This is a genomic window from Synechococcus sp. MIT S9509 (genome assembly GCF_047303035.1).
GTDB lineage: Bacteria > Cyanobacteriota > Cyanobacteriia > PCC-6307 > Cyanobiaceae > Synechococcus_C.
Map to the genome: position 1 here is coordinate 1257552 of NZ_CP138940.1, position 23546 is coordinate 1281097.

The following is a 23546-nucleotide window of genomic DNA, read 5'->3' on the forward strand; positions in this document are numbered from 1 at the left end:
AAGTACTCAGGAGAGGCCCTGGAGCTGATAAGTTCAATCACAATTCTGGGAGTTCCATGGACGCCAACCTGCCGCTGTCGGCTGGGTCCGACGCAGGGTTCCCCTGGCTCTCGCTGATCGTGCTGCTTCCCGCAGCTGCGGCGCTTTTGATGCCTCTTCTCCCCGGAGAGGATCAGAAAACCTCACCGATCCCACGCAATCTCACCCTTGCGGTTCTGATTGCGGATCTGGGTCTGATGATCATTGCGTTCAGCCGTCATTACGACCCGCTTGACAGTCAGCTTCAACTGGTTGAACGCGTCAGCTGGGTGCCTGCAATCGGCCTGGAGTGGTCGCTTGGAGCGGATGGACTGTCGGCCCCGCTTGTTGTGCTCAGTGGTCTGGTCACGCTGCTGACCGTTGCCGCCAGCTGGAATATCACCCACAAATCCAGGTTGTATTTCGCGCTGCTGCTTGTTCAGGCATCAGCGCAGGGCCTGGTCTTCCTGTCCCAGGACTTCCTGCTGTTCTTCCTGGCCTGGGAGCTGGAACTGGTTCCGGTGTATCTGCTGATTGCGATCTGGGGTGGTCAGAACCGTCAGTACGCGGCCACCAAATTCATTCTCTACACAGCTCTGGCATCCCTGCTGATCCTGATCAGCGGTCTGGCCATCGCCAACTCTGGCGACAGCTTCAGCCTCAACATGACGGAGATGGCCCGGCGCTCCCCGGGTGGAAGCTTCGGGCTGCTCTGCTATCTGGGCTTCCTGGTGGGTTTCGGTGTGAAACTGCCGATTTTCCCTCTGCACACCTGGCTGCCCGATGCCCATGGGGAAGCCAATGCTCCGGTCTCGATGCTGCTGGCAGGAGTGCTGCTCAAGATGGGCGGTTACGCACTGCTGCGCTTCAACGTGCAGATGCTGCCCGAAGCCCATCTGCTGCTGGCACCTGCCCTGATCATCCTGGGCATCGTCAACATCGTTTACGGCGCTCTGAATGCCTTCGCCCAGGACAACGTGAAGCGCAGGATCGCCTGCAGCTCAGTGAGTCATATGGGCTTCGTGCTGGTCGGAATCGGCGCTGTTGATGCTCTCGGTCTGAGTGGAGCCATGCTGCAGATGGTCAGCCACGGCCTGATCGCGGCAGCAATGTTCTTCGTCACGGGCTGTTTCTACGAACGCACCAAAACACTCTCGATTCCGAATATGGGAGGTCTGGCCAAAGCCCTGCCGATCACATTCGCTTTTTTCCTTGCCAGCTCACTAGCCTCACTGGCCCTCCCGGGCATGAGCGGCTTCATCAGCGAAATCACTGTTTTCCTCGGCATCACCAGTCAGGAAAGCTTCACCACCTTCTTCAGGGTCACCACCATCGTTCTGGCAGCCATCGGGCTGGTTCTCACCCCCATCTATCTACTGTCCATGTGCAGGAGAGTGTTTTTCGGACCACGAATTCCTGCCCTTGCCTTCGTGAAGGACATGCGACCCAGGGAAGTGGTGATCGGACTGCTGCTGCTTGTTCCGACACTGGTGATCGGGATCTGGCCACGCATTGCCATGGATCTCTATGAGGCATCAACCGATGCCCTGGCCTCCGATCTTGCAAGCCACACAGTTGTTGCTGCCCGTGCCCTCCTCACCACCGGCTGATCATCCATGAGCACTCCAGAACTGCTTCGCGGCGAGGGCCTGCCTCGCTTCGAGGCCATTGACCCCGAGCAGGTCAACAAGGACATCCCCGCACTCCTGAGCTCGCTGAACGAACAGCTGGAATCTCTGGAAACATCGCTGCAGCAGCGGCTGGCCACGCCTTCACCCCTGAGCTGGGACGAACTGATGCCGAGCCTGCATCAGCTCGGGGAACGTCTCCGCTGGAGCTGGGGCGTCGTCAGTCATCTCAGCGGAGTTCGCAACACCCCCGAGTTGCGTGAAGCTCATGCGAAGCAGCAACCAGAGGTGGTGCGCTTCAGCAATCGCCTCGGTCAGAGCCAGGTCCTGCACGAAGCTCTGAGCAGGCTGAAAACAGCTCCTGCGCAAACTCTCGACGGCACACAGTCACGCATCCTCGATGCTGAACTTCTCTCGATGCAGCATCGTGGCGTCGGACTGAGAGGCGATGCGCAGGCAGATTTCAACAAAACAAGCGAGCGATTAGCCGCCCTCTCCACCAGTTTCAGCAACCATGTGCTCGACGCCACGCAAACGTGGAGCCTGGTGATCCATGAACGTGCTCAGCTCAGGGGCGTTCCCGAGCGAGCCCTTGAGATCCTCGCTGCCGCGGCCAGGGAAGCCGGTGATCAGGCAGCTGACGGTTCCGAACCAAGCGCAGCCGAAGGCCCCTGGCGTCTGGGTCTGGACATGCCGCGCTACATCCCGGTCATCACTCACGCCAAGGACCGAAAACTGCGGGAGAGGCTCTACAAAGCGCACGTGAGCCGCGCCAGCAGCGGCGATCTCGACAATGCACCCCTGATCGAGGAGATCCTGCAACTGCGGCGTGAGCAGGCATCGCGGCTCGGCTACTCCAGCTGGGCAGAACTCAGCCTCGCCTCAAAGATGGCCGATGATGTTGCAGCCGTTGAATCGCTGCTGGAAGAACTGAGGGCTTCAGCGATGCCTGTGGCTCAGAAGGAACTCCAGGAACTGCGTGAATGCGCCCTGAGCCATGGGGCTTCCGAAGCCGATTCACTCGCTCCCTGGGATGTGAGCCACTGGGCGGAGCAGCTGAGACGGGAACGTTTTGACCTCGATCAGGAAGCCCTGCGTCCCTGGTTCCCTCTGCCCCAGGTGCTCGAGGGGCTCTTCAGTCTCTGCGAACGCCTGTTCAGCATTCACATCAGGGCGGCAGACGGCGAAGCGCCCATCTGGCATGAGGATGTGCGCTTTTTCCGTGTGATGGACTGCAGCGGCGAGGATCTGGCAGCCTTTTATCTGGATCCGTTCAGCCGTCCCGCCAGCAAGCGCGGCGGTGCCTGGATGGACGAATGCCTCAGCCGCCGGCGCAATGCCGATGGAGATCTCACCCTGCCTGTGGCTTATCTGATCTGCAATCAGACGCCTCCCGCCGGCGACACGCCGAGCCTGATGAGCTTTGAGGAAGTGGAGACCCTCTTCCATGAATTCGGTCATGGCCTCCAGCACATGCTCACCACGGTCGAGCACCCGGAAGCCGCTGGCATCAACAACGTGGAGTGGGACGCCGTGGAACTCCCCAGTCAGTTCATGGAGAACTGGTGTCTGGATCGAAGCACCCTGATGGGGATGGCCCGCCACTGGCAGACGGGAGAGCCTCTGCCGGAGGCCGATTATCAGAAGTTGTGCAGCAGTCGCACCTTCATGCAGGGCAATGGCACGCTGCGGCAGGTCCATTTCGCCCTGACCGACCTGCGCCTCCACAGCCAGTGGACACCTGACCAGAAGATCAGCCCGGATCAGTTCCGTCGCCGCATCGCTGAAACCACAAGCGTGCTCCAGCCCGTGGAGGAAGACCGTTTCCTCTGCGCATTCGGCCACATCTTTGCCGGCGGATACGCCGCTGGCTATTACTCCTACAAATGGGCGGAAGTGCTCAGCGCCGATGCATTCGCCGCCTTTGAAGAGGTGGGCCTGGAGAAAGATGATGATGTCGCTGCCACCGGCGAACGATTCCGCAACACCATCCTCAGCCTGGGTGGGAGTCTGCGGCCTGCAGAGATCTACAGACGCTTCCGCGGCAGGGATGCGACCAGCGCGGCACTCATCCGCCATACCGGCCTGGCTGCCTCAACGTCCTGACCCCCTCGAGACCTGAGCGATGACAGACGATCAGCTCAGGCTCAGTTCAACATGGGGGCAGTCAGCTGAAGACGGCACCGCACTTGCCCCCCTGATTGAACTTGGTGAAGCTCTGGAGCAGAGCAGCTTGCGCCAAGGCATCAGTCGTGAAGCGTTTCTCGGGGAGCTGCTGAGCGATCTGCACCATCAACGGCTGATGCCGTTGCTGTTGATGCTTCCGCGGCGATGGCGCGGGAGCAGTGCAGACCTCCCGAAGCATCTGCGCGGACTGGGAAGCCTGCTGGAAAACAACCTGGTCAGCCCGCTGCTGTTGGCGACCCTTGCCGATGATCTGCAGCACATGTTGCCTGCGGTCTCCAAAGCCTCGGAACTCAATGCGCTTGATCGCTGGTGTCAGCGACAGATTCCCGGCAGCACCGGAGAGACACTGACACTGCCGCAGTCCCTCGACGCACTGTGGGCAATGACGGCGAATACCGGCGAAAGTCTGCCTGCTATTCAACGGAAACCGCCTGGAACGCTGGCGAAGATCAGTGCCATGGGAGGGGTGCTGACCTGGAGCAACCGCGGACTCCCCAACGTGCAGCCAGAACCTGAGCGACTGCGCAACCGTCTGCTGGCACAGATCTTCAACGTGCTGGGGAGCAACCGACTGGACCATTCAGTGACGGCAGCCGAACCGTTCCGATTCGAAGGGGTCAGCAGCGGCCGTGAACTGCTGAAGCACCTCGGCAACCAGGGTTGGCAGTGTTGCGCACGCATCCGCACGAGCGTGGCCAGTTTCGGCCTCGGTGCCTGCACGCGCATCGGAGAACAGTGGGTGCAGATCCCGCTGGCAGTGCCCTACAGAACCGGGCTGATCAATGAAACAGGTGAAGAGATCCAGGCGCTGATGCCCCATGCCTCCCTGGAACTGGAACTGCAGCCTCCCCTGAGTTCCCCGCTTCTGTTGCAGTACTACCAGGGCGTTGAGGGATTGAACGGCTGGGCCGCCCTCAACGAACTGCATCGTCCCTGGCAGAACGACCGAAGCAACGGCACGGTTGCCTATCAATCCAGCGAACTCAGAGGGGAACAACTGGCTGAAACCCTCGATCTCTGCGAGCTGATGGGAGCTGTTCACAACAGTGAAGCCAGGTTCAGTCACCTGCATATGGGTGGATACGGAGCACTGGGTTTCTGCATTGATTCCACGGCCCTGCTGGAGCAGGCCATCACCGGACGAACCAATCTCTTTCCCCTGACGCTCGGAGACCTGTGGCGGCAGCGACTGCAGCGTCAGCTTCATCAACAACTGGAATCGGGTCTGCAGGCGACGGATGACAGCGTGAGCCGCTACCGCCTCTCCCTGGACCAGCTGCCCCAGGACCTCTGCCACAACAGCCAGTCACGTCATGGCGCTCTGCGAAGGCTGACAACAAGCCAGCCACGGCACAGCCCTTTCACACTGGTGAGAGCACTCAATGGGGAATTCTCTGCGGGGGGCTGAGCAACGAACGCTCCAGCTCTCTGCAGATGGCTTCCACCACGGCGCCCCGAAACGCTGTGGAGAAGGGCCCGGACGAACCGTTATGACTCATTCCCTCGATCATGTAGCGCTGCAGGGAATGATGGCGCTGCCAGCAGTTCCAGTTTGACAACGGCAGGAAAGACAGGCGGCCTGGGTAGGCAATCCTTCCGAGAGCCGCAACGGGATCCTGGCTGCCCACCACCATCGCCACATCATTGACGGACTCCAGTTCGCCGTTGCCGCTGAAAACACCACAGATCGTGATCACCTGCACTCTCACACGGCAGAGCTGCTGCAGGATCTCAGCCGTTCCGATCGCCATCTCACCACCGCCGCTGTACCCAACAAGAATGATGCGGGACGCCTGATGGGGCCTGAAGCCGATCGCATCAAGACGACGAGCGATCTTCAAGGCCAGCTCGTAGTTCATCACCGGCCCGTAACGGCGATCTGAGGAGATGCCGACCTTGATGACGTTGTTCGCCTGAACGCAGAAGGCGCAGATGAAACGCACAAGACCGTTGGGGTGATGCTCCTGAAGAGCGAACAGTCGCTGCCAGAGCCAACCGGCAAACGTGGTTGAACGCAGCCCGGCATTGGTGATCGTGTAGGCCTCGATGCCTTTCACCAGCATGGTGTCTTCAGCAATCGACTCCTCCAGACATCCGAGGAAGTCGCTGACACGCGGTGGGTGGCTTTCCTCGCTCTGATGAATTCCGTCGAGATAGACGACATAGTGTTGATGTCGACCGGAAGCCTCTTCATCGGCGGTGAACAGTCTGCTGGGGTCCGGCAGGCCGTTCATCCAGCCTTCCCAGAAGACGAAATCCACCATCACTGAATACACCCCGGCGAGAGCCACCAACACCACAAGCACCGACCCGAACCAGATCAGCAACTCCAGCAGTGACTCAGGCTGCAGAAGTGAGGCCGCATCGCGGCGAACAGCTGTCAGACCAAGAAGGCCGAGCATGGCGACACAGACCAGCACCACAACCAGCCAACGTCGGACTTTCCTGAGTCGCCGACGGTGATGCTGCACTGCTGCAGAGGTTTCAGACGAGGAAGACGTGTTCATGGAGACGTCAGTGCTGACACCTCTCGGGCAAGCATCTCGTAACTGGTTCGCCAGCGCTGTGCGAACAGCAGACCCACCAGCAACAGTGCAAGCACAAAGCCGGGAAGCGCCACCACAAGGCTCGTGTGCAGAGGGATGTCATAAACGGCCTGCAACAGCAGCATCACGTTGAGATGGATCCACGACAGCAAGGTCACCGCAATCAGATCACTGACATAAGGAGCTGCCACAAGCACGTAGAACAAACCGGGCCACATGGCTGCGCCCATGCGATTGGCGAACGTGATCGGTTGCAGAGGGACACCCTCAAGCAGCATCAGCATCAGGCTGTGGCAGAGGATTCCAACCATGAAGGCCAGACTCAGCACGAGGGCATCCACGATCATGTGCAGAAAGATCTGTCTTGGCGTCAGCCGGTTGGCAAGCAAGGCGAACAGATGAGACGCGGACATCGATACACCCACGCCGAACATCAGACCGACACCGGTATCCATGGCCAGCAGCAGCTGACCCATGGACTCCAGTGATGCCAAGAGCTGATCAGCCATCAGCTTCAGGCCTGACGCAGATGGGGGCGATTGACGATCCAGATCACCATGATCGACAGCACAGCGCAGTAGAAGCACCAGACCGAGTTGAAGGTTGCGCTGTAGGTCAACCAGGTGAGGAAGATCGAAACGAAGATGAGCACGCCGAACAGTTTCACGGCCTTGTCGCTGAGTGCAACCAGCGGAAGCACGATGAAGCCCCAGTACACCAGTTCACCGACGGGCTCGGTGTTCACGAAGTTGTGCAGGATGCTGTGCAGATTGGAGATGTCGTAGAGCAGTCGTCCATTGCTTTGTACCGCTGGCTGAATCGCCGGCGGATTGAAGAGCATGGGTACGTAGAAGGCAACGCCAAGCACCGTGGCCACGATCGCAACCCATTTGAGCCGTCGTTGCAGGCCGGTGGACTCCGTGCTTCGACTGATCGACCAGGCACTCCATGGGATCCAGATCATCCAGAAGCAGTAGGCGAAGAACAGGAAACCGAGTCCGGCCAGGGTGGCAAGAGGTTCGATGTTGCCACCGTCAATGGCTGTCCACTCAAGTCCCTCGATGAACTGCTGCACCCCGAAGAAGAAGGGAACCAGAGCCAGAGGTTTGTAATCAGGACGCTCGTGACGGGTCGCCAGATGATGTGAATAAAGCCCGAGGGGGACCAGCACGGCCGACGCCGTGAAACTTGCAGAGGCCGAAAAGCACATGCGCGGCACCACTTGGAAGACATCCAAAGTGTGCCCATTAGTACAAAGGATGTCAGTGTTCGAGAACCGATCAGTCGGCCAGAAGCGCCGTCAGCAGAGCATCAAGAGCAAGGGGATGTGACATCAACTGCTGGTGGGTGAGCACGGGAAGACTGCTGACACGACCCACAGGCAGATGGGCCTGCCAGCCAGGAACAACCATCAGATCACATCGGCAGTAATAGCTGATGCAATCCAGTTCCCTGAGGACCTGAACATCATTATTCAGAGAGTGCAGCAGAGGGCTGCCTCGTTTCATGTCGGCGAGCCCTGCAAACAACCACGGCGGTATCCACTGAGCGGTGAACGTTCCCCGCTGCGGACTGCCCACACTCACGAAGCGGCGGGTGCGTCGTGCTCCACCCAGCTGCTGCAGCCAGACACGACCAATGATCCCCCCCATCGAAAACCCAAGCAGATCGACTTCGGTGGCATCGCCCCAGCCGTCGCGGATGTGAGCGTCGAGTTGTTGCGCAAGGGTGCTCAGAGGAACGGCTCCGAGACGGTGCGGCAGATGGGGAACGAGCAGCGGAACACCATGCTGCTCCAGACGGCGCACCAGTCGCCGAAAAAGATGAGGCGTATCCCAGAGACCGTGAACAAGCACCAGCGGTCTCTGGGATCGAGAAGGCCCCGTGGCGGTCATATCAGAACGGCTTGCGGCGCCAGCGCTCAAGGCTCACCGTACCTGCGAAACCTGGAATCGGAGCATGACATTTACTCAGCCGAAGCTGCATCGGCAAAGCCCCGTAGATCGCCTCCAGCTCCTCGAACATGCGTTCACTGAAATGTTCGAGCGTGTGGCAGCGGATCTCTGCAGCAAGACGCTGGAGAGCCCGTACCCCCAGGCTGTAGTCAGCGGTTGCCGCTAATGAGTCGGCAGAGGCCGATGCGCTCAGATCAAGATGCAGCTCAAGATCGACTCGGAACCACTGTCCGTGTTCACGCTCGTGATCGAGCACTCCCACGTGGGACCAGAGGCGAAGATTATCGACCCTGATGATGTCGAGTGGATGGGTGACATTGGTCATCGCAGCAGGTCCACATGGCTGAAGCGACGCGCACCGGAGGCATAGTCGGCAGCGGTGTGGCCATCACCACGCAACCGGTAGCGATAGGTCACCAGCCCCTCCAGACCAACGGGCCCGCGCGGGGGAAGGGTCTGGGTGCTGATGCCCACTTCCGCTCCGAACCCGTAGCGGAAACCATCAGCAAAGCGCGTGGAACAGTTGTGATAAACACCGGCACTGTCGACTGAACGCAGGAATCGCTCCGCGGTGCTGACATTGCGGGTTGCGATCGCCTCGGTGTGGCGTGAGCCGTGGCAGCGGATGTGTTCCAGAGCCGAATCGAGATCGTCCACAACACGAACGGACAGGGTCAGTGCCAGATATTCCGTGTCCCAGTCCTCCGCCGCCGCGGCCTCGCTGATCCCGAGAGCACAGGCGGACGGATCGCCGAGCAGCCGTACACCTTCGGCATGGAAGGCGGGGATCGCCTTCTCCAGGAAGATCCCGGCGATATCGGCATGAACCAGCAGGGTCTCCATTGCGTTGCATGCAGCCGGGTACTGCACCTTGCTGTCAAGGGCAATGGTCACAGCCTGATCCGGGTCCGCCTCGGCATCCACATACAGGTGACAGACACCGTCGGCATGGCCGAGCACCGGAATGCGGGTGTTGTCCTGAATGAAGCGCACCAGTTCGTTGCTGCCCCTGGGAATGATGAGATCCACCAGACCCTCGAGTTTCAGCAGTGCAAGGCTGTCCTCACGGGTGGTGAGCAGGGCGAGGGCCTTGTGAGAGACCGACGTGCCGACAAGCCCCTCCTGCAGAGCTGCCATGACCGCTTTGTTGGTGCACTCAGCTTCACGCCCTCCCTTGAGGATCGCCCCGTTGCCGGATCGGATCGCGAGCGAGGCGATCTGAATCACGGCATCCGGACGGGCCTCGAAGATCACACCCACGACCCCGAGCGGAACGCTGACGCGTTCGAGCACAAGGCCGTCATCGAGCTCGCGATGCAACTGACGCTGGCCGAGGGGATCCGGGAGCTCCGCCAGCTGAAGCAGACCGCTGACAGCTCCCTCAAGCTTTGTCACATCAAGCTTGAGACGGGCCATGAGGGCGGGAGCCAGGCCGCTCCGTTCGGCTTGCTCACAATCGGTCCGGTTTGCGGCGACGATTGCGCTGGAGTGAGCCCGCAGCGAATCAGCCATCGCCAGCAGAGCTTCACGGCGCTGACTGTCGCTGGTCAGGCCAAGGTCGGTGGCAGCCCGGCGCAGGCCCGCCGCCAAAGACAGAAGCTCCGGAGAGGGGTCGGGAACGACCTGCACGGGCAACACGACAAAACGGCCTCCATCATCCCGCCTGGAGCGACGGCCTGGAGCGCAGACGATCAATCGCCAGGCGAGCTGCACCCAGTCGACCTGCACCGTTGCCGAGAGCACAGGGCTTGATCTGGAGACCCTCCCGACTCACCGCCTGAACACGGGTGTTGACTTCACGACGCACGGCTGGAAGGAAATGCTCACTGGCACCGGCAAGCCCCCCGCCCAACAGCACCAGCTGAGGCGTGAACATGTAAACGAGCGAACTGATACCCGTCCCCAGAAGCTGGCCGTAGCGCTCCCACTGCGCCTTGGCCTGCTCATCTCCCCTGGATGCGGCCATCGCCAGCGAAGAGGGCTCAGCATCACTGAGCCGACCCAGGCCAGTGATGCTGGCGTATTGCTCGAGAGAGCCTCTGTTGCCGCTGTTGCAGTCGGGTCCTTCAGGGAACAACGTGATCAGCCCCGGTTCCGCGGCAGCACCGTTATGCCCTGTGAACAGTGTGCCTCCGAGCATCACCCCGCCTCCAACTCCGGTTCCCAGCGTGAGCAGCACCACATCGCTGCAGCCAACGGCCGCACCTTTCCAGGCTTCGCCGACCAGGGCACAGTTGCCGTCATTGGCGAGGGTGACCCTGCGCTTGAGACGTGGTTCCAACCATGCGGCCAGGGGAACCTCTTCCCAGCCGGGCAGGTTGATACAGACACGCGCGACACGCGCATCCGCATCCATGGGGCCTGGCAAACCAATCCCAACCATGGATGCCAGACCGTCAGGATCGAGACTCCCGATCGCCTCGACGATTTCAACGCAGACCGAACCCGGTGTGGCCGGTTGAGGCGTAGGGCGCTGATGGTCCGCCAGCAGTTCCCCGTCGCGGCTGAACAGACCGAGCTTGATGGCGGTTCCCCCGAGATCCACCCCCAGAACGCATGAATCAGGCATCAATCAGAAGCGCATGAACAGCTGCAGCTGGCTCTGCCAGGTGCCCTGCGTATCGACCGAACCGGACAGACTGAAATTCGGATTGATCTGATAGGTGAGGGTTCCCTGCGAAGGAATGTCGTTGCGATTCGGAGCCGCCAGAACGGAAAAATCGAAGCGATCAGTGATGGAAACGCCCATGTCGGTCACCAGAGCGAGCTGAGGCGGCACCTGGCCGGAAACACGCTCTTCATCATTCTGAACAACCGGTGTGACATAGGTGGGATAAAGAGCGAACTGCAGCCTCTGATTGAAGACATCGGTCAGCGTGCCCAGAACCGGCGACAGCAACGACTGCCCCAGAACAGCTGCCAGTGCAGCACCTGCTCCTGCTCCGGAAAGACCGGCCAGGGAGTTTCCACCAATCAGCGCAAGCAACTGTGGCTCGGGGAGGGCGGGAGTGCTGCGCAACTTGATGCTCTGGGCCAGGCGATCGGCAGGCCCAGTGGCGGAAAGCATCACTTTGATGAGCCGCAGCTGACCTCCTGCACCGAGATTGCCGAGACCATTGGAATCAAAAACAGAGCTTCTGAAAGTCTCGTTGTCACTATTGATAGTCACGTTGTCGGAGACCCTGGTGACCATGGCAACGTCCACGTAGGGAATCAGCCCAAGGGAAGGAGTGAAGACCGCCACATTCGCGGCGTTGCGATCCAGGTTGAAGGTTGTGGTGAAGAAGGGCATAGACACCCGACCTGACAGCAACTGCACAACTCCCCTCAGTTCGAGACTGGGATCAAGAGCTCCATTGACGGTGAGCAGGCCCGCCGTGGTGAAGTTGTAGAACGGCAGCCTCTCAACTTTCAGATTGGGGCCGAGTGTGAGACGCAGGTCGCGAAATCCGATGAACGGCAGCTTTGGCAGTGATGACTTGATCGAACGGCTGGTTGCCGCTTCCACCTCCGCACCCCGAAGAAGCAGTGGCTCCCTGAAATCCCACTGCTCTTCAAGCAATTCATCAACGGATACGTCCTTCTTGGAGACATCCTTATTTGATTTCCTGTTTCTCACCCGTGAGAGAAGGGAGCGGTTAGGCCGGATCGCGCCATTGCTGATCTGGAGAATCCCGCCGATGTCGGGTTTCACCAGCGCTCCTGTGAGCATCAGGTCAGCTCCGAGCTCAACGTCGGCATTGGGAAACTTGAGACGGGCCTTCTCAAGCTGGATGCGCAGGGGTTCGGGTTCGGGGTAGGGGCTGAAAAGCGCCAGAGCACCACTTCCCTTCAGCTCGCCACCTTTGCCGAAACGTCCCGTGAGCGACTGCACTTCCAGCCGGTCGAAGTCGAAGAGCATCGAGCCATTGACCTTGGCAAGGCTCTGCCCCCTTGTCTTGAAGGCAACATCCTTGATCACGATGTAGCCGTTGGCCTCAGGAGCCGTGAGCGTGCCGCCGAGCAACAGGCGCAGATCAACATCACCCTTGTCCCATGACACGTTGTCGTTGGCCAGGCCGGTCAGAAACTTGAGGCCATCTCCAAGACTCACGATGCGCACATCAAGGGGGCGATCAGCCGCGAAGGGAATCCGCCCCGTGACGGTCACGGGCTCAGTGGAATTTTCTGAAACGAGAGCCAGGTCAAGGGTGAGGGCCTGATCACTCAGCAGCACCTGCCCCCGTCTCAAGGCAATCGGATTGGGGCCGACCCGAGCGTCTTCCAGGACAAGCTCGCTGCTGACCGCCGCATTGACACCGTCAAGGCGGTAGGTGCCGCTCATGCCGAGGGCTCCCATCAGTGACCTCGGCACGGGAGCCACCAGTGCCAGGAGGCTGAAAGGCAGATGGGCAAGCGAGAACTGGCCCTCGCCTCCCTGGAGGGGACCGTTAATTCTCGCGGTGAAGGGTTTCACCTGCAGGGCGTAATCAGCGTCATCTCCCTCGATCCACAGATGTCCCCGGGCGTTGAGATCGAGATTGAGACGACTGATCCGGGGACCGGTCAGATCGATCACCGCATCCAGCTGACCGCGCAGATCTTCGAGGCGGAAGGGTTCACGGTCGCGGTTCTGCGAACGCGCATCCAGCAAGGCCTTCCGGGCCTTGCGCAAAGCCTGCAGTTGTCCATCCAGATTGCCGCCGAATGTGTTGACCAGCAGTGTGCCCAGATCGGTTGCAGAGCCCTGCTGCAGGGGGGCATCCTGATTGAGTTTTGTCAGGCTGAGGGCGCTGTTGCTGAGCCAGCGTGCGCTCAGCCCCCGCACCACGGCCTGACCCTTGAAAGGCCCATCAAGCCGTCCCTCGGCATCCAAGGTGATCTGACCGGTATCGGGCGGCAGCATTTCGCCCGTGACCGTGTAACGACGATCTGAGTAACGTCCGGAAAGCAGCATCTGCTGAAGCTGCAGTCCCATGACGCCAGGGCGGCTGATGCTCAGATCGCCGGTCATGGCAAGAGGTTGCAGCCCAAGAGTTCCGTCACCGCTCAGGCGGCCGTAAACCCCTTCCCAGCGTTTCCTGGGAGGAAGGACCAGTTCCAGTCCATCGACGCTGAAATCACGTGCGCTCCACTCGTAGGCAGCCGGTGTTCCCCTGAACTGAAGCTCTCCGTTGCGGCGGCGCAGCATCACATCGGTTGGAAGCCAGTTCGCACCGAGGCTGGCCTCCAGTGATCCGGCTATGACCGATCCAACCGAAGCCATCGACAGCACTCCTCCTCCGCCGGATGCGCCTCGGAAGGTTCCTGTCCAGTCCTCCACCAGTCTCACAGCGCCCGCCCGCGGATGATTCACCGCAAGCAGCAGATCAGGCCGCAGTGCATCGAGCGGGCCGCTCAGCTGGCCGGAGGCTGCAATCGTTCCATCCATCTCCGTGCCCAGTAGCGGCCCCAGGCGTTTGAGGGGATAGGAGTCGAGACGCAGATCGGCCTCCAGTGGACCTGGCTTCAACCCGCCTGCAACCAGGCTGAGCGGCAACCTGCCCCGTGCGGTGAGATCAGGGCTGAGGAACTGCTCGAGCCTGAGCAGCCCGGATTTCGCAGACCAGGCGGCCTGCAGCGACCATGACTGCAGCAAAGGATTGCTTGCCTGCGCCATGGCCAGGGCGATCCGGGGCCTGAGGGGTTCACCGCTCAACTGCAGCATTCCCTCCAGCGGCGCTGAGGTGCCGAGCAGAGTCGCGGCAAGCGGAAGGCGCTGCCAGGCGGGCTCAGACATCGCAAGACGCTGGGTCGCAACCTTCAGTTCAGGATGCAGACCTCCTCTGGCCTTCACATCCAGGCCAGAGCCCTTGAGCTCAAGCTCATCCAGACTTGCCGTCCAGTTCTGAAGGTCCCGCCAGTCAGCGCTCAGTTGCGCTCCCAAGCGGAGTGGTCCATCCAGAGGAATCGAGTCGGGCAGAGTCCAGAGGCCATCAAGACGCAGTTGCGGTTGCCGCCAGTCACCATCGAGCTGAAAAGCCAGATTGCGGTTCTGATTCAGTTCCTGCAGATCTCCCTTCAGATCGAAGGAACGGTTGAGACGTACGCTGCCTCCGAGGGAGGCTCTGTAGGGCCCGTAGTTCCAGCGACTGTTCATGACCCTGAGAACGTCCCCACGACAACTGATGCGCAGCTGAGGAGACTCGAGCCTGTGCTCCATTGATGGGCCGCTGAACCGGGCTCCCTGCAGAGACACTCCCCCGCCGCAGCTGGCTCGTCCCCGACTCCAGCCCAGACGCAGGTCGCCACCAAGCTGCCCCTTCATCTCAACAGGCAGCTTCGACGGCAGCAGGCCCTGATATCGGGCCAGCTGAAGCCGTTCCAGTCGGGTCGTGAGCTGAAACTCCGGGCGCACCCAGCGGCCACGTCCCTTGACGGTGATGCGTCCCTTGTCGGGAAGAACAATCTTGAGGAAGGCATCCGCCCTGTGCTCATCGAGGCGGATGCCGCTCCAGCCATCAGCAGTCAGGCTCAGTCCGGCCGGAGCGATGTTGATCCTGGCGGGATCGCTGAAACGCACCTGCAGATCCAGGCGGGGGGGATCTCCTTGCTTTGGAAGAGGGCCAGGAACCCAGTAGGCGCCATCGTCATTGCGGCGCAGATCGACATCGGCTCCTCTGACACGCACAGTGACAACTGGCCTGAGTCGCTGCAGGCTGGCCAGGGGATCAAGGCCGATCGTGATGCGGTTGATCTCGGCGGTCGACCGGTCCAGTGGGCCTTGGCGAACCTGTACGGGGCCCACACCCAGTCCGTGCAGACCGAGGCCGCGATAGCGGCCGATGCTGACGGGGTGGCCGAGGGGCTTTGAAATCTGCGCCTCGATACCTGGACGCACCCTCTGAAACAGCGCATCAGCCAGGCGATCGGCGACGATCCAGAGTGCAGCCCCTCCGAGCAGGGACCCGCCCAGAACAGTCAGAACGACCCTGTTGCGCCTCATGCTGGGTTGACCACCTCGCATCGATGCCCGTCAACACGCTGGAGGTCGACGCAATATAAGGACCACATTCCGAGCACACCAGCCCATGCCACTTGAGGAATTGCTCTCCACCTCCAGCATCTGGCTGGCCAGGGGCGGAATTGCGCTGTTCGGCCTGACCCTGATCGCCTTCATCGCCCGTTGGGGGATCCGTTTCCGCCTGGTGGGCGTGAGCAGTTTCACGCTGCTGTTGTCAGCCAGCTGCTGGGCTTTCGGCCTGAGCTACACACCCAGCGTCAGCGTGGAGGGAGCGCTGCGAGCACCGGTGGTGTTTGACAATGGTGATGATCTGATCGTGGCTCAGGCCCAGGACGATTTCCCGGACGAAGCGATCAGACCGACCCTTGAACAACTGGCGGGGAACGTGCGTCCCGGTGGCCGCAGCAGTCCAAAGGTGACGGTGCGTCTGCGTCAGCTGCAGCCTGCGGGTGACGGAGCTTCCAGATCGGTGGTTCTGGGCGAAACAGTGCGCGACCTTCGAGCCGGATGAGACCCGAGGATCCATTGCGGGAGCTCCCCATGGGCCTGCGCGATGAGCAGAAGCAACTTCTCGCATCAGGCATCACCACCTGGGGGGAAGTGCAGTCTCTCGATGACTTGCAGATCAGTCGACTGGCCTCCAGCGGCAGATCGTCGGCCCGGAACCTCAAACGACTCAGAGGCATGGCGGATCTCGCCTGCAGCCTTGACCTGGCTCCCCAGGATGCGGCTCTGCTGATGCATGCCGGACTGGCCACCGTGACAGCCATTGCCGGTTCATCCCCTCAGGAGCTGGTCACCCGAACCGGACGGCTTGAAAGGCAGCTGCGAAGCGGACGTGCCCCTGTTGTGGACCTGGCTCTGGCGCGGCGGTGGATCCTGCTTGCCAGGGAGAGGCAGAACACGAACTGACCGTCGAAACCAGCCATCTCCGTCTCACCCGTTTCAAATGAGGTGAAATTCGGACAGAGGTTCCGATGCGTTTCCTCAACAACCTCAAAATCGCCTCCGTTGCCGTTGTTTCAACGTTGATCGCGGTCAGTCCTGCCAGCGAGGCTCAGTCTTCACTTCTGGAGAGTGTCAAGCGCAATCCCGGTGAAGCCAAAGCGCTCTGTCAGGAGTTCAAGTCGATCAATGCACAGGGGGAGTCAGCGCTTTCGGGACAATCCATCGCGAAGATTGCAGGCACCCGCAATCTCAACAGAACGGAAGCCGAAATCGTGGCGACCTATGTGATCGGACTCAACTGCCCGGATGTTCGCTGATGCGTCACTGACCACCCGAGACGGCGTTGAACTCGTTTCAAGGGTGTGGCGTCCGCAGGGGAATGGTCCATGGCCTGCGCTGTTGATGAGACAGCCCTATGGCAGAGCCCTCGCTTCAACAGTCACGCTTCCTCACCCCGACTGGTGGAGCAACCACGGTTTTCTCGTGGTTGTTCAGGATGTTCGCGGTCAGGGGGACTCAGGCGGAAGCTTCCGCGGGTTCAGCGTGGAAGCCCAGGACACCGCTGACACATTGACGTGGCTGAGGGAGATGCCGGAGGTCAATGGTCGTATCGGGATGTACGGCTTTTCCTATCAGGGTCTGACCCAGCTGCTTGGCCCTCCGGACTGTCCCCCTCCCGACTGCCTGGCACCGGCGATGTGCGGCCTGCATGAACGGGAGCACTGGAGCTGCGAAGGCAACGCTCACTGGTGGCATCTGGGACTGGGCTGGGGATTGCAGCTTGCTTGTCTGCAGGCCAGACGAAGGGGCGATCACGCGGCCTGGGAGGAGATGCGACGCAGCCTTGAGGACGGCAGTTATCTGAGGGAGGGCATCCGACTGCTTGAGCGCCATGACCCTGAGGGGATGACCCTGCGCTGGCTCAAGCAGACGCCTGAGCATGACAGCGAATGGATCCAACATTCCATGCCGCACCGATGGCTGCAGCAACCGATGCTGTTGCTTGGTGGATGGTGGGATCCCCATCTCCGCGGTGTGATTGATCTTGCCGAGCAGGCCAGAGCGGCTGGAGGTCGACCCGAGCTCCATATCGGGCCGGCCACTCATCTGCAGTGGTGGGAAGAGAGCAGCGGGCTGCTGCTGCATTTCTTTCAGCGGCATCTGACCTCCCCTTCCAATGCAGCCACAGATGATCTGGTTGCCGGTGACATCAATGTCCGCCTGTGGGACCTGGTCAGCGAAAGCTGGTGCGGACCGAACGATCACCAACAGGATCCGAATCGGGCGGCAATCGCACCCTCAACCGGAGCCCTGGTCGATCAGCCCTGGCATCTCTGCAGTCAGGGACTTGCCTGTCTTGAGTCAGAGGAGGGACAGATTCTGTCTTCAGCACCTGACCATGCCGGCAGGGTGGTGATCGTGCATGACCCATGGCGACCTGTGCCCTCCATCGGGGGGCATCTCAGCCCGAGCGCCGGGCCCTGTGACAGAGCCTCCCTGGATCGACGCAGTGACGTGGCGGTGTTCACTGGTGAATCACTGAAGGAGGCAATCGCGCTGAGCGGTAAGCCGAAGCTGCGGATACTCGCCTGTGCCGACCAACCAGGCTTTGACCTTTGCGTGGCACTGTCGCGATTGCCCTTGGGAACGGAAGCCGTGCAGCAGCTGTCAACGGGACTGTTGCGGGTTCGCGGCCAGGAAGCCCTCAGACTCTGCGAAAGGGAGGTGGAACTTCAGTCTCTGCATGCCACCCTCAGGCCGGGTGACCGGCTGCGGCTGTCAATCGCAGGTGCCGCCTGGCCCGCCATCGGCATCAACCCCGGGGAACCTGCCGGTGCCTGCGCCGCTCCCAGCAGCGATTGCCACGTGATCAGCATCGCGTTGCACCTCGAGATGGCTCAGTTGTCGATGCTGCCTCTGCTGTCGCCCCAAGCCATGGGAACTCCGGCAGACTGACACAACCGTTCTGACGATTGCCGTGAAGTTCACCTCCTGTCTTCTGGCCGCTGCCTTGGCCACCTGCACTGTGGAGCTGATCCCGGCGGCGAGCGTCCGAGCAGACGTACGGCTTGCACAGGCCCTCGATACTCCACGAACCAATCTCACTCCAGACGAAGCCAGGGCAACAGCCAGCGAACTTCTCAAATCAATTCAGACCAGGAACGCTCAGGGGGTCTACCGGCTGCTGGCTTCCCCCCTGCAATCTGCCACCAGCACTGAAGCCATCAGCCAACGCCTGCAGAGCGCACCTTTGATCGAGTCCTTCCGGGTGGTTGCCGTCAATCCAGGGCTTGACGACACGACCGTCGAAACAATGGCCGTGACCAACAGCGGCACGCGTGAGCTGCCCCTGTTGCTGGTGCTTGATGACGACGGAAAACTGCTGGCCTGGAAATGGGTCGACACGATGCTCCCCATCGAACAGACCGCACTCAGCTTCGTGAAGGACCTGGATGCCGGTCGCTGGGTGGCTGCCCGTTACTACCTGGACCTCGACTTTCAGAAGGAGATCTCTCCGGCCGACCTCAAGCGCAAGTGGTCGAAGCTCGAGCGGGTACTCGGAGGCGTCAAGCGCATCAAGAGCGCGGTTGCAGCCTCCAGCAGCGATGAACAGCAGCTGGTGCTGATCACAATCGAATTCGGCAATATGACTGACAACCTCTTCGTCATCTTCAACCGCCAGGGTCGGATCATCAACGTCGACTTCTCCGCGGATCTGGTCTGAAATCCCTGGCAGGAAGAGAGTTTGAGCGGACTTTCCGCTTAAGCTCCCGGCCTACGAAAGCTCCGTCGTCATGACCATCGCTGTGCAGGACTGGATGGTTGAGGACGCCCAGCGACTGGCGGAGTGTCGTCACGACCATCCCTTCTCGATCCTCGGTCCACAACCGCAGGAGAACGGTGCATGGGTGATCCGTGTCTGGATGCCGGAAGCCAGAACCGTGACTCTTCTGATCGGTTCAGAGGAGATCGCCATGACATCTCCCCACCATCCCTGGATCTTCGAAGCCGGGGTCAATCACAACCCAGGCAGTGACTACCGGGTTCGCGTGAGTCGCGGAGAGATCACGCACGAACAGCATGATCCCTGGGCTTTCCGTCAGGAATGGATGGGTGAAATGGATCGCCATCTGTTCGCGGAGGGCAATCACCACCACATCTGGCGAAGGATGGGTGCCCATCGCTGCGATCAGGATGGAGTCCAGGGGGTGATGTTCTGCCTGTGGGCGCCCAACGCCCGCAGCGTCAGCGTGATCGGCGACCTCAACTCATGGGATGGGCGCCAGCACCCCATGCAACAGCGCCTTGGCGGGATCTGGGAGCTGTTCGTCCCTGAGCTGGCTGAAGGAGAGCTCTACAAATACGAAATCCGTACCCAGGACGGTCACTGCTATAAGAAGGCCGATCCCTACGGCTTCCAGCACGAGGTGCGTCCAGCCACAAGCTCCCTGGTGAGCCATCTCGATGGTTTCAACTGGAGTGACAGCAGCTGGATGCAGACACGGGACAGCAGCAATGTGCTGGACCAGCCGATCTCTGTTTATGAAATGCACCTTGGGAGCTGGATTCATGCTTCCGCGGAAGAGCCTTTCATCGAGGCCGATGGCAGCGCCCGACCTCCCGTTCCCGCAGCAGATCTGAAACCAGGCGCTCGCCTGCTCACCTACCCCGAACTGGCTGATCGGCTGATTCCCTACGTCAAGGAAAGGGGCTTCACCCACATCGAACTGATGCCGATCACCGAGCATCCTTTCGATGGCTCCTGGGGCTACCAGGTCACTGGCTGGTATGCCCCAACCAGCCGTTACGGAACCCCTGATGAATTCCGGGCTTTCGTGGATCGCTGCCACACCGAGGGCATCGGCGTGATCATCGACTGGGTGCCCGGTCACTTCCCCCGCGACAGTCACGGTCTTGCCTTTTTTGATGGCTGTCACCTGTATGAGCACGCCGATCCACGCATCGGCGAACACAAGGAATGGGGCACGCTGATCTTCAACTACAGCCGCAATGAAGTGCGCAACTTCCTTGTGGCCAATCTGGTGTTCTGGTTCGACCAGTTCCACATCGATGGCATTCGTGTTGATGCGGTGGCCTCCATGCTCTACCGCGACTACCTGCGACCGGACGGTGAGTGGCTACCGAACGAGCACGGCGGCCGAGAGAACACCGAAGCGGTGCGTTTTCTTCAGCAGGCCAACCATGTGCTCTTCCAGCATTTCCCTGGAGCACTGTCGATTGCGGAGGAATCCACCACCTGGCCGATGGTGACCCAGCCCACCGACAGTGGCGGACTCGGTTTCAACCTGAAATGGAACATGGGCTGGATGCACGACATGCTCGATTACTTCGAGCTTGATCCCTGGTTCCGGCAGTTTCATCAGAACAACATCACCTTCTCGATCTGGTACACCTACACCGAGAATTTCATGCTTGCTCTGAGCCACGATGAGGTGGTGCACGGCAAGAGCCATCTTCTGCACAAGATGCCGGGAGACGACTGGCAGAAATACGCGAACACGCGCGCGCTTCTGGCCTACATGTGGACTCACCCAGGAAAGAAGACGATCTTCATGGGCATGGAATTCGGTCAGCGTGCCGAATGGAATGTCTGGGGCGATCTGCAATGGGATCTGCTGAACCATGAACCGCATCAGGGGCTGCAGCTCCTGGTGGGCGATCTCAATGCTCTCTACAAAGCGGAACCTTCTTTATGGAGAGATGACTTTGATCAGTTCGGTTTCCAGTGGATCGACTGCAATGACAATCGCCATTCCGTGATCAGCTTCATGCGCAGGGAAAGCAGCAGTGGAACCTGGCTCGTGGTGGTTGCCAATTTCACTCCCCAGAGCCATTCCCACTACAGAGTGGGCGTTCCGCTGGCGGGCTTCTACGAGGAGATCCTCAACACCGATGCAGCCAAATACGGCGGCAGCAATCTGGGCAACATGGGCGGGAAACGCACCGATGAATGGGGCATTCACGGCTACGAGAACTCACTCGATCTGTGTCTTCCGCCGCTGAGTCTGATGGTGTTCAGACACGATCCGAAACGCAGCTTGAGCGCTCTTGAACAACCGGGGAGCGACTGAATCGCGGGCAGCGATGTGACGAACCAATCAGCATGCCTGAAATCCAGAGCTTCTGCACAGTTTCTTCAGGTAGGTTTCCGACTGATCTGATTTCGGCTTGATGAGCGACTCTCTGCCTCTGTTGCTGCGTGCAGCCCGCGGTGAAGCGGTGGAGCGTCCTCCGGTCTGGATGATGCGCCAGGCCGGCCGCTACATGAAGATCTATCGCGACCTCAGAGACCGCTACCCCAGTTTTCGTGAGCGCTCGGAAAATCCCGATCTCTCCTACGAGATTTCGATGCAACCCTTCAGGGCCTTCAAGCCAGACGGGGTGATTCTGTTCTCCGACATCCTCACGCCACTTCCAGGCATGGGCATCGACTTCGACATCATCGAGAGCAAAGGGCCGCAGATCGGTGAGTCAATCCGCACGATCGACCAGGTCAATGCTCTGCGTCCCCTGATTCCAGGCGAATCAATGCCTTTCGTTGGCGAAGTGCTCGGTCGTCTGCGTGAAAGCGTCGGCAACGAGGCGGCAGTGCTCGGATTCGTCGGTGCTCCCTGGACGCTGGCTGCCTACGTCGTGGAAGGCAAGAGCAGCAAGAACTATGCGGTGATCAAGGCCATGGCCTTCCGCGAACCTGAACTGCTGCACAAGCTGCTTGATCATTTCGCCGAGTCCATCGCCAACTATCTGCGCTATCAGATCGATTCCGGGGCACAGGTGGTGCAGATGTTCGACTCCTGGGCAGGGCAGCTCAGCCCAGCCGACTACGACGTTTTCGCGGCTCCTTATCAGAAAAAGGTGGTCGACCTGGTCAAGCAGACCCACCCAGACACCCCGTTCATCCTCTACATCTCCGGCAGCGCAGGCGTGATCGAGCGGATGGCCCAGACCGGAGTGGACATCATCTCCCTCGACTGGACCGTGGACATGGCGGAGGCCTGTGCACGACTGCCTGAACACATCGGTGTTCAGGGCAATGTTGATCCAGGCCTGCTGTTCGGAACCCCGCAGGCCATCGAGGCCCGCATCGATGACTGCGTGCGCAAGGCCAGAGGCCGCCGCCACATCCTCAACCTCGGCCATGGAATCCTTCCCGGCACCCCCGAGGAGAACGGCGCGGCCTTCTTCACCGCAGGCAAGAGTGTGATGGACCGGGTCGGGGCTCTCGCTTGAGTCAGACCACCACTCCGTCGCGCATCCTGATCACGGGTGCCAGCGGCTGCGTCGGGCAGTACACCACCGCATGGCTGCTGGACAACAGCGAGGCGGAGCTCCTGCTCTGGCTGCGTGATCCCAGCAAACTCACTGCGGTTGCCGCGAATCATCCGCGGATCCAGCTGCTGGTGGGCGACCTTCGCGAAGCTGATCGATTCGCGTCCGAACTGGCCAGCGTGCACCGTGTGATTCACACAGCCACTGCCTGGGGAGATCCCGAGCGGGCTCAGCAGGTGAATGTGGTGGCCGTGAAGCGAATGCTCTCACTGCTCAACCCATCCCTGATCGAGCAGATCACCTATTTCTCAACAGCCAGCATTCTCGACAGGCATCTGCAGCCACTGACCGAGGCACTGGCCTACGGCACTGAATACATCCAGACCAAGGCCCAGTGCCTGAAGGATCTCGAAGAGCATCCTCTCGCCGGGAAAATCGTTGCCGTCTTTCCCACCCTTGTGTTCGGAGGCCGGGTTGATGGCAGCAGCCCTTTCCCCACCAGCTACCTCACCGAAGGCCTCACGGAGGCCAGCAAATGGCTCTGGCTTGCGCGATTTCTCCGGGCCGATGCCAGTTTCCACTTCATTCATGCAGCAGACATCGCTGCGATCTGCGGCCATCTCGCCACCCATCCCCATCAACCCAACCCTGAGCCAGGCCAGGGTGCTGTGCGCAGGATCGTGATGGGGCAGAAAGCCATCAGCGTGGACGAGGCTGTAGCCAGCCTCTGCCGCTGGCGGGGAGTGCGTCGAACCCCCGGGATCCCGCTTTGGCCCTGGTTAATCGAAACACTGATCCGGGTGCTGCCGATCGAGGTCAATGCCTGGGATCGTTTCTCCATTCGTCAGCGCCATTTCATTCACCAACCCGTGACCCAGCCGGAGCGCTTCGGTGACCGAAGTCATGCGGCAGACCTTGAAGCGGTGTTGCTGGATTCGGGTTTACCAAGGCGAGGAACCGCCTGAGATACGCCTATAATTAATCAACTTCA

General features: G+C 60.5%; 19 protein-coding genes. 11 read left to right on the forward strand and 8 right to left on the reverse strand.

Features of this window, described 5'->3' with window-relative positions:
* Positions 1-56 precede the first annotated feature (56 nt).
* From SIB73_RS07325 to SIB73_RS07335, 3 genes are read left to right on the forward strand one after another with little or no spacing between them, the layout of a single operon-like run.
* Entirely contained in the window at positions 57-1628 is a 1572-nt protein-coding gene (locus SIB73_RS07325) for an NAD(P)H-quinone oxidoreductase subunit 4 (protein WP_413401687.1), read from the forward strand.
* A 6-nt stretch (positions 1629-1634) separates the two neighbouring features.
* Positions 1635-3752: a M3 family metallopeptidase gene (locus SIB73_RS07330; protein WP_413401686.1), complete on the forward strand. Its 2118-nt coding sequence runs from the start codon at positions 1635-1637 to the stop codon at positions 3750-3752.
* 19 nt (positions 3753-3771) lie between these two features.
* Positions 3772-5241: an ArgR family transcriptional regulator gene (locus SIB73_RS07335; protein WP_413401684.1), complete on the forward strand. Its 1470-nt coding sequence runs from the start codon at positions 3772-3774 to the stop codon at positions 5239-5241.
* Here SIB73_RS07335 and SIB73_RS07340 read toward each other — a convergent pair.
* From SIB73_RS07340 to SIB73_RS07375, 8 genes are all read right to left on the reverse strand, one after another.
* Complete coding sequence (locus SIB73_RS07340) at positions 5213-6340, reverse strand: alpha/beta hydrolase (RefSeq protein WP_413401682.1); 1128 nt, start codon at positions 6338-6340, stop codon at positions 5213-5215. The genes SIB73_RS07335 and SIB73_RS07340 overlap by 29 nt on opposite strands.
* Positions 6337-6888, reverse strand: coding sequence for a hypothetical protein (locus tag SIB73_RS07345; RefSeq protein WP_413401681.1), 552 nt, complete (start codon positions 6886-6888; stop codon positions 6337-6339). The genes SIB73_RS07340 and SIB73_RS07345 overlap by 4 nt, the downstream gene beginning before the upstream one ends.
* 5 nt (positions 6889-6893) lie before the next feature.
* Positions 6894-7589 carry a DUF6629 family protein gene (locus SIB73_RS07350; protein ID WP_413406359.1) on the reverse strand — a complete coding sequence of 232 codons (696 nt, stop codon included), beginning with the start codon at positions 7587-7589 and terminating at the stop codon, positions 6894-6896.
* A gap of 70 nt (positions 7590-7659) precedes the next feature.
* A complete protein-coding gene (locus tag SIB73_RS07355) occupies positions 7660-8274 on the reverse strand; it encodes an esterase/lipase family protein (protein WP_413401679.1) in 615 nt (204 codons plus the stop codon).
* Between the two features lies 1 nt (position 8275).
* A complete protein-coding gene (locus SIB73_RS07360) occupies positions 8276-8659 on the reverse strand; it encodes a dihydroneopterin aldolase (RefSeq protein WP_413401677.1) in 384 nt (127 codons plus the stop codon).
* On the reverse strand, positions 8656-9963 hold the full coding sequence (locus tag SIB73_RS07365) for a glutamate-5-semialdehyde dehydrogenase (RefSeq protein ID WP_413406357.1): 1308 nt from the start codon (positions 9961-9963) through the stop codon (positions 8656-8658). Before SIB73_RS07365 ends, SIB73_RS07360 begins: the two co-directional genes overlap by 4 nt.
* 25 nt (positions 9964-9988) lie before the next feature.
* Positions 9989-10903, reverse strand: a complete 915-nt coding sequence (locus SIB73_RS07370; protein ID WP_413401675.1) for an ROK family protein — start codon at positions 10901-10903, stop codon at positions 9989-9991.
* A 3-nt stretch (positions 10904-10906) separates the two neighbouring features.
* The gene (locus SIB73_RS07375; protein ID WP_413401672.1) at positions 10907-15298 is read right to left on the reverse strand and encodes a translocation/assembly module TamB domain-containing protein; all 4392 of its coding nucleotides are present in this window, start codon (positions 15296-15298) and stop codon (positions 10907-10909) included.
* A gap of 85 nt (positions 15299-15383) precedes the next feature.
* Between SIB73_RS07375 and SIB73_RS07380 the strand changes: the two genes are divergently transcribed.
* From SIB73_RS07380 to SIB73_RS07415, 8 genes are all read left to right on the forward strand, one after another.
* Entirely contained in the window at positions 15384-15827 is a 444-nt protein-coding gene (locus SIB73_RS07380) for a Ycf51 family protein (protein ID WP_413401670.1), read from the forward strand.
* A complete protein-coding gene (locus tag SIB73_RS07385) occupies positions 15824-16228 on the forward strand; it encodes a DUF4332 domain-containing protein (RefSeq protein WP_413401668.1) in 405 nt (134 codons plus the stop codon). Before SIB73_RS07380 ends, SIB73_RS07385 begins: the two co-directional genes overlap by 4 nt.
* 65 nt (positions 16229-16293) lie before the next feature.
* Complete coding sequence (locus SIB73_RS07390; protein WP_413401667.1) at positions 16294-16581, forward strand: hypothetical protein; 288 nt, start codon at positions 16294-16296, stop codon at positions 16579-16581.
* Positions 16571-18220 (forward strand): CocE/NonD family hydrolase, encoded by a 1650-nt coding sequence (locus SIB73_RS07395; protein ID WP_413401666.1) that lies wholly within the window; start codon positions 16571-16573, stop codon positions 18218-18220. The genes SIB73_RS07390 and SIB73_RS07395 overlap by 11 nt, the downstream gene beginning before the upstream one ends.
* Before the next feature lie 22 nt (positions 18221-18242).
* The gene (locus SIB73_RS07400; RefSeq protein WP_413401664.1) at positions 18243-18989 is read left to right on the forward strand and encodes a DUF3887 domain-containing protein; all 747 of its coding nucleotides are present in this window, start codon (positions 18243-18245) and stop codon (positions 18987-18989) included.
* A 70-nt stretch (positions 18990-19059) separates the two neighbouring features.
* Positions 19060-21357 (forward strand): 1,4-alpha-glucan branching protein GlgB, encoded by a 2298-nt coding sequence (gene glgB, locus SIB73_RS07405; protein WP_413401662.1) that lies wholly within the window; start codon positions 19060-19062, stop codon positions 21355-21357.
* A gap of 100 nt (positions 21358-21457) precedes the next feature.
* Positions 21458-22516, forward strand: coding sequence for a uroporphyrinogen decarboxylase (gene hemE, locus SIB73_RS07410; protein WP_413401660.1), 1059 nt, complete (start codon positions 21458-21460; stop codon positions 22514-22516).
* A complete protein-coding gene (locus SIB73_RS07415) occupies positions 22513-23520 on the forward strand; it encodes an NAD-dependent epimerase/dehydratase family protein (RefSeq protein ID WP_413401659.1) in 1008 nt (335 codons plus the stop codon). Before hemE ends, SIB73_RS07415 begins: the two co-directional genes overlap by 4 nt.
* The last annotated feature ends 26 nt before the right edge of the window (positions 23521-23546 follow it).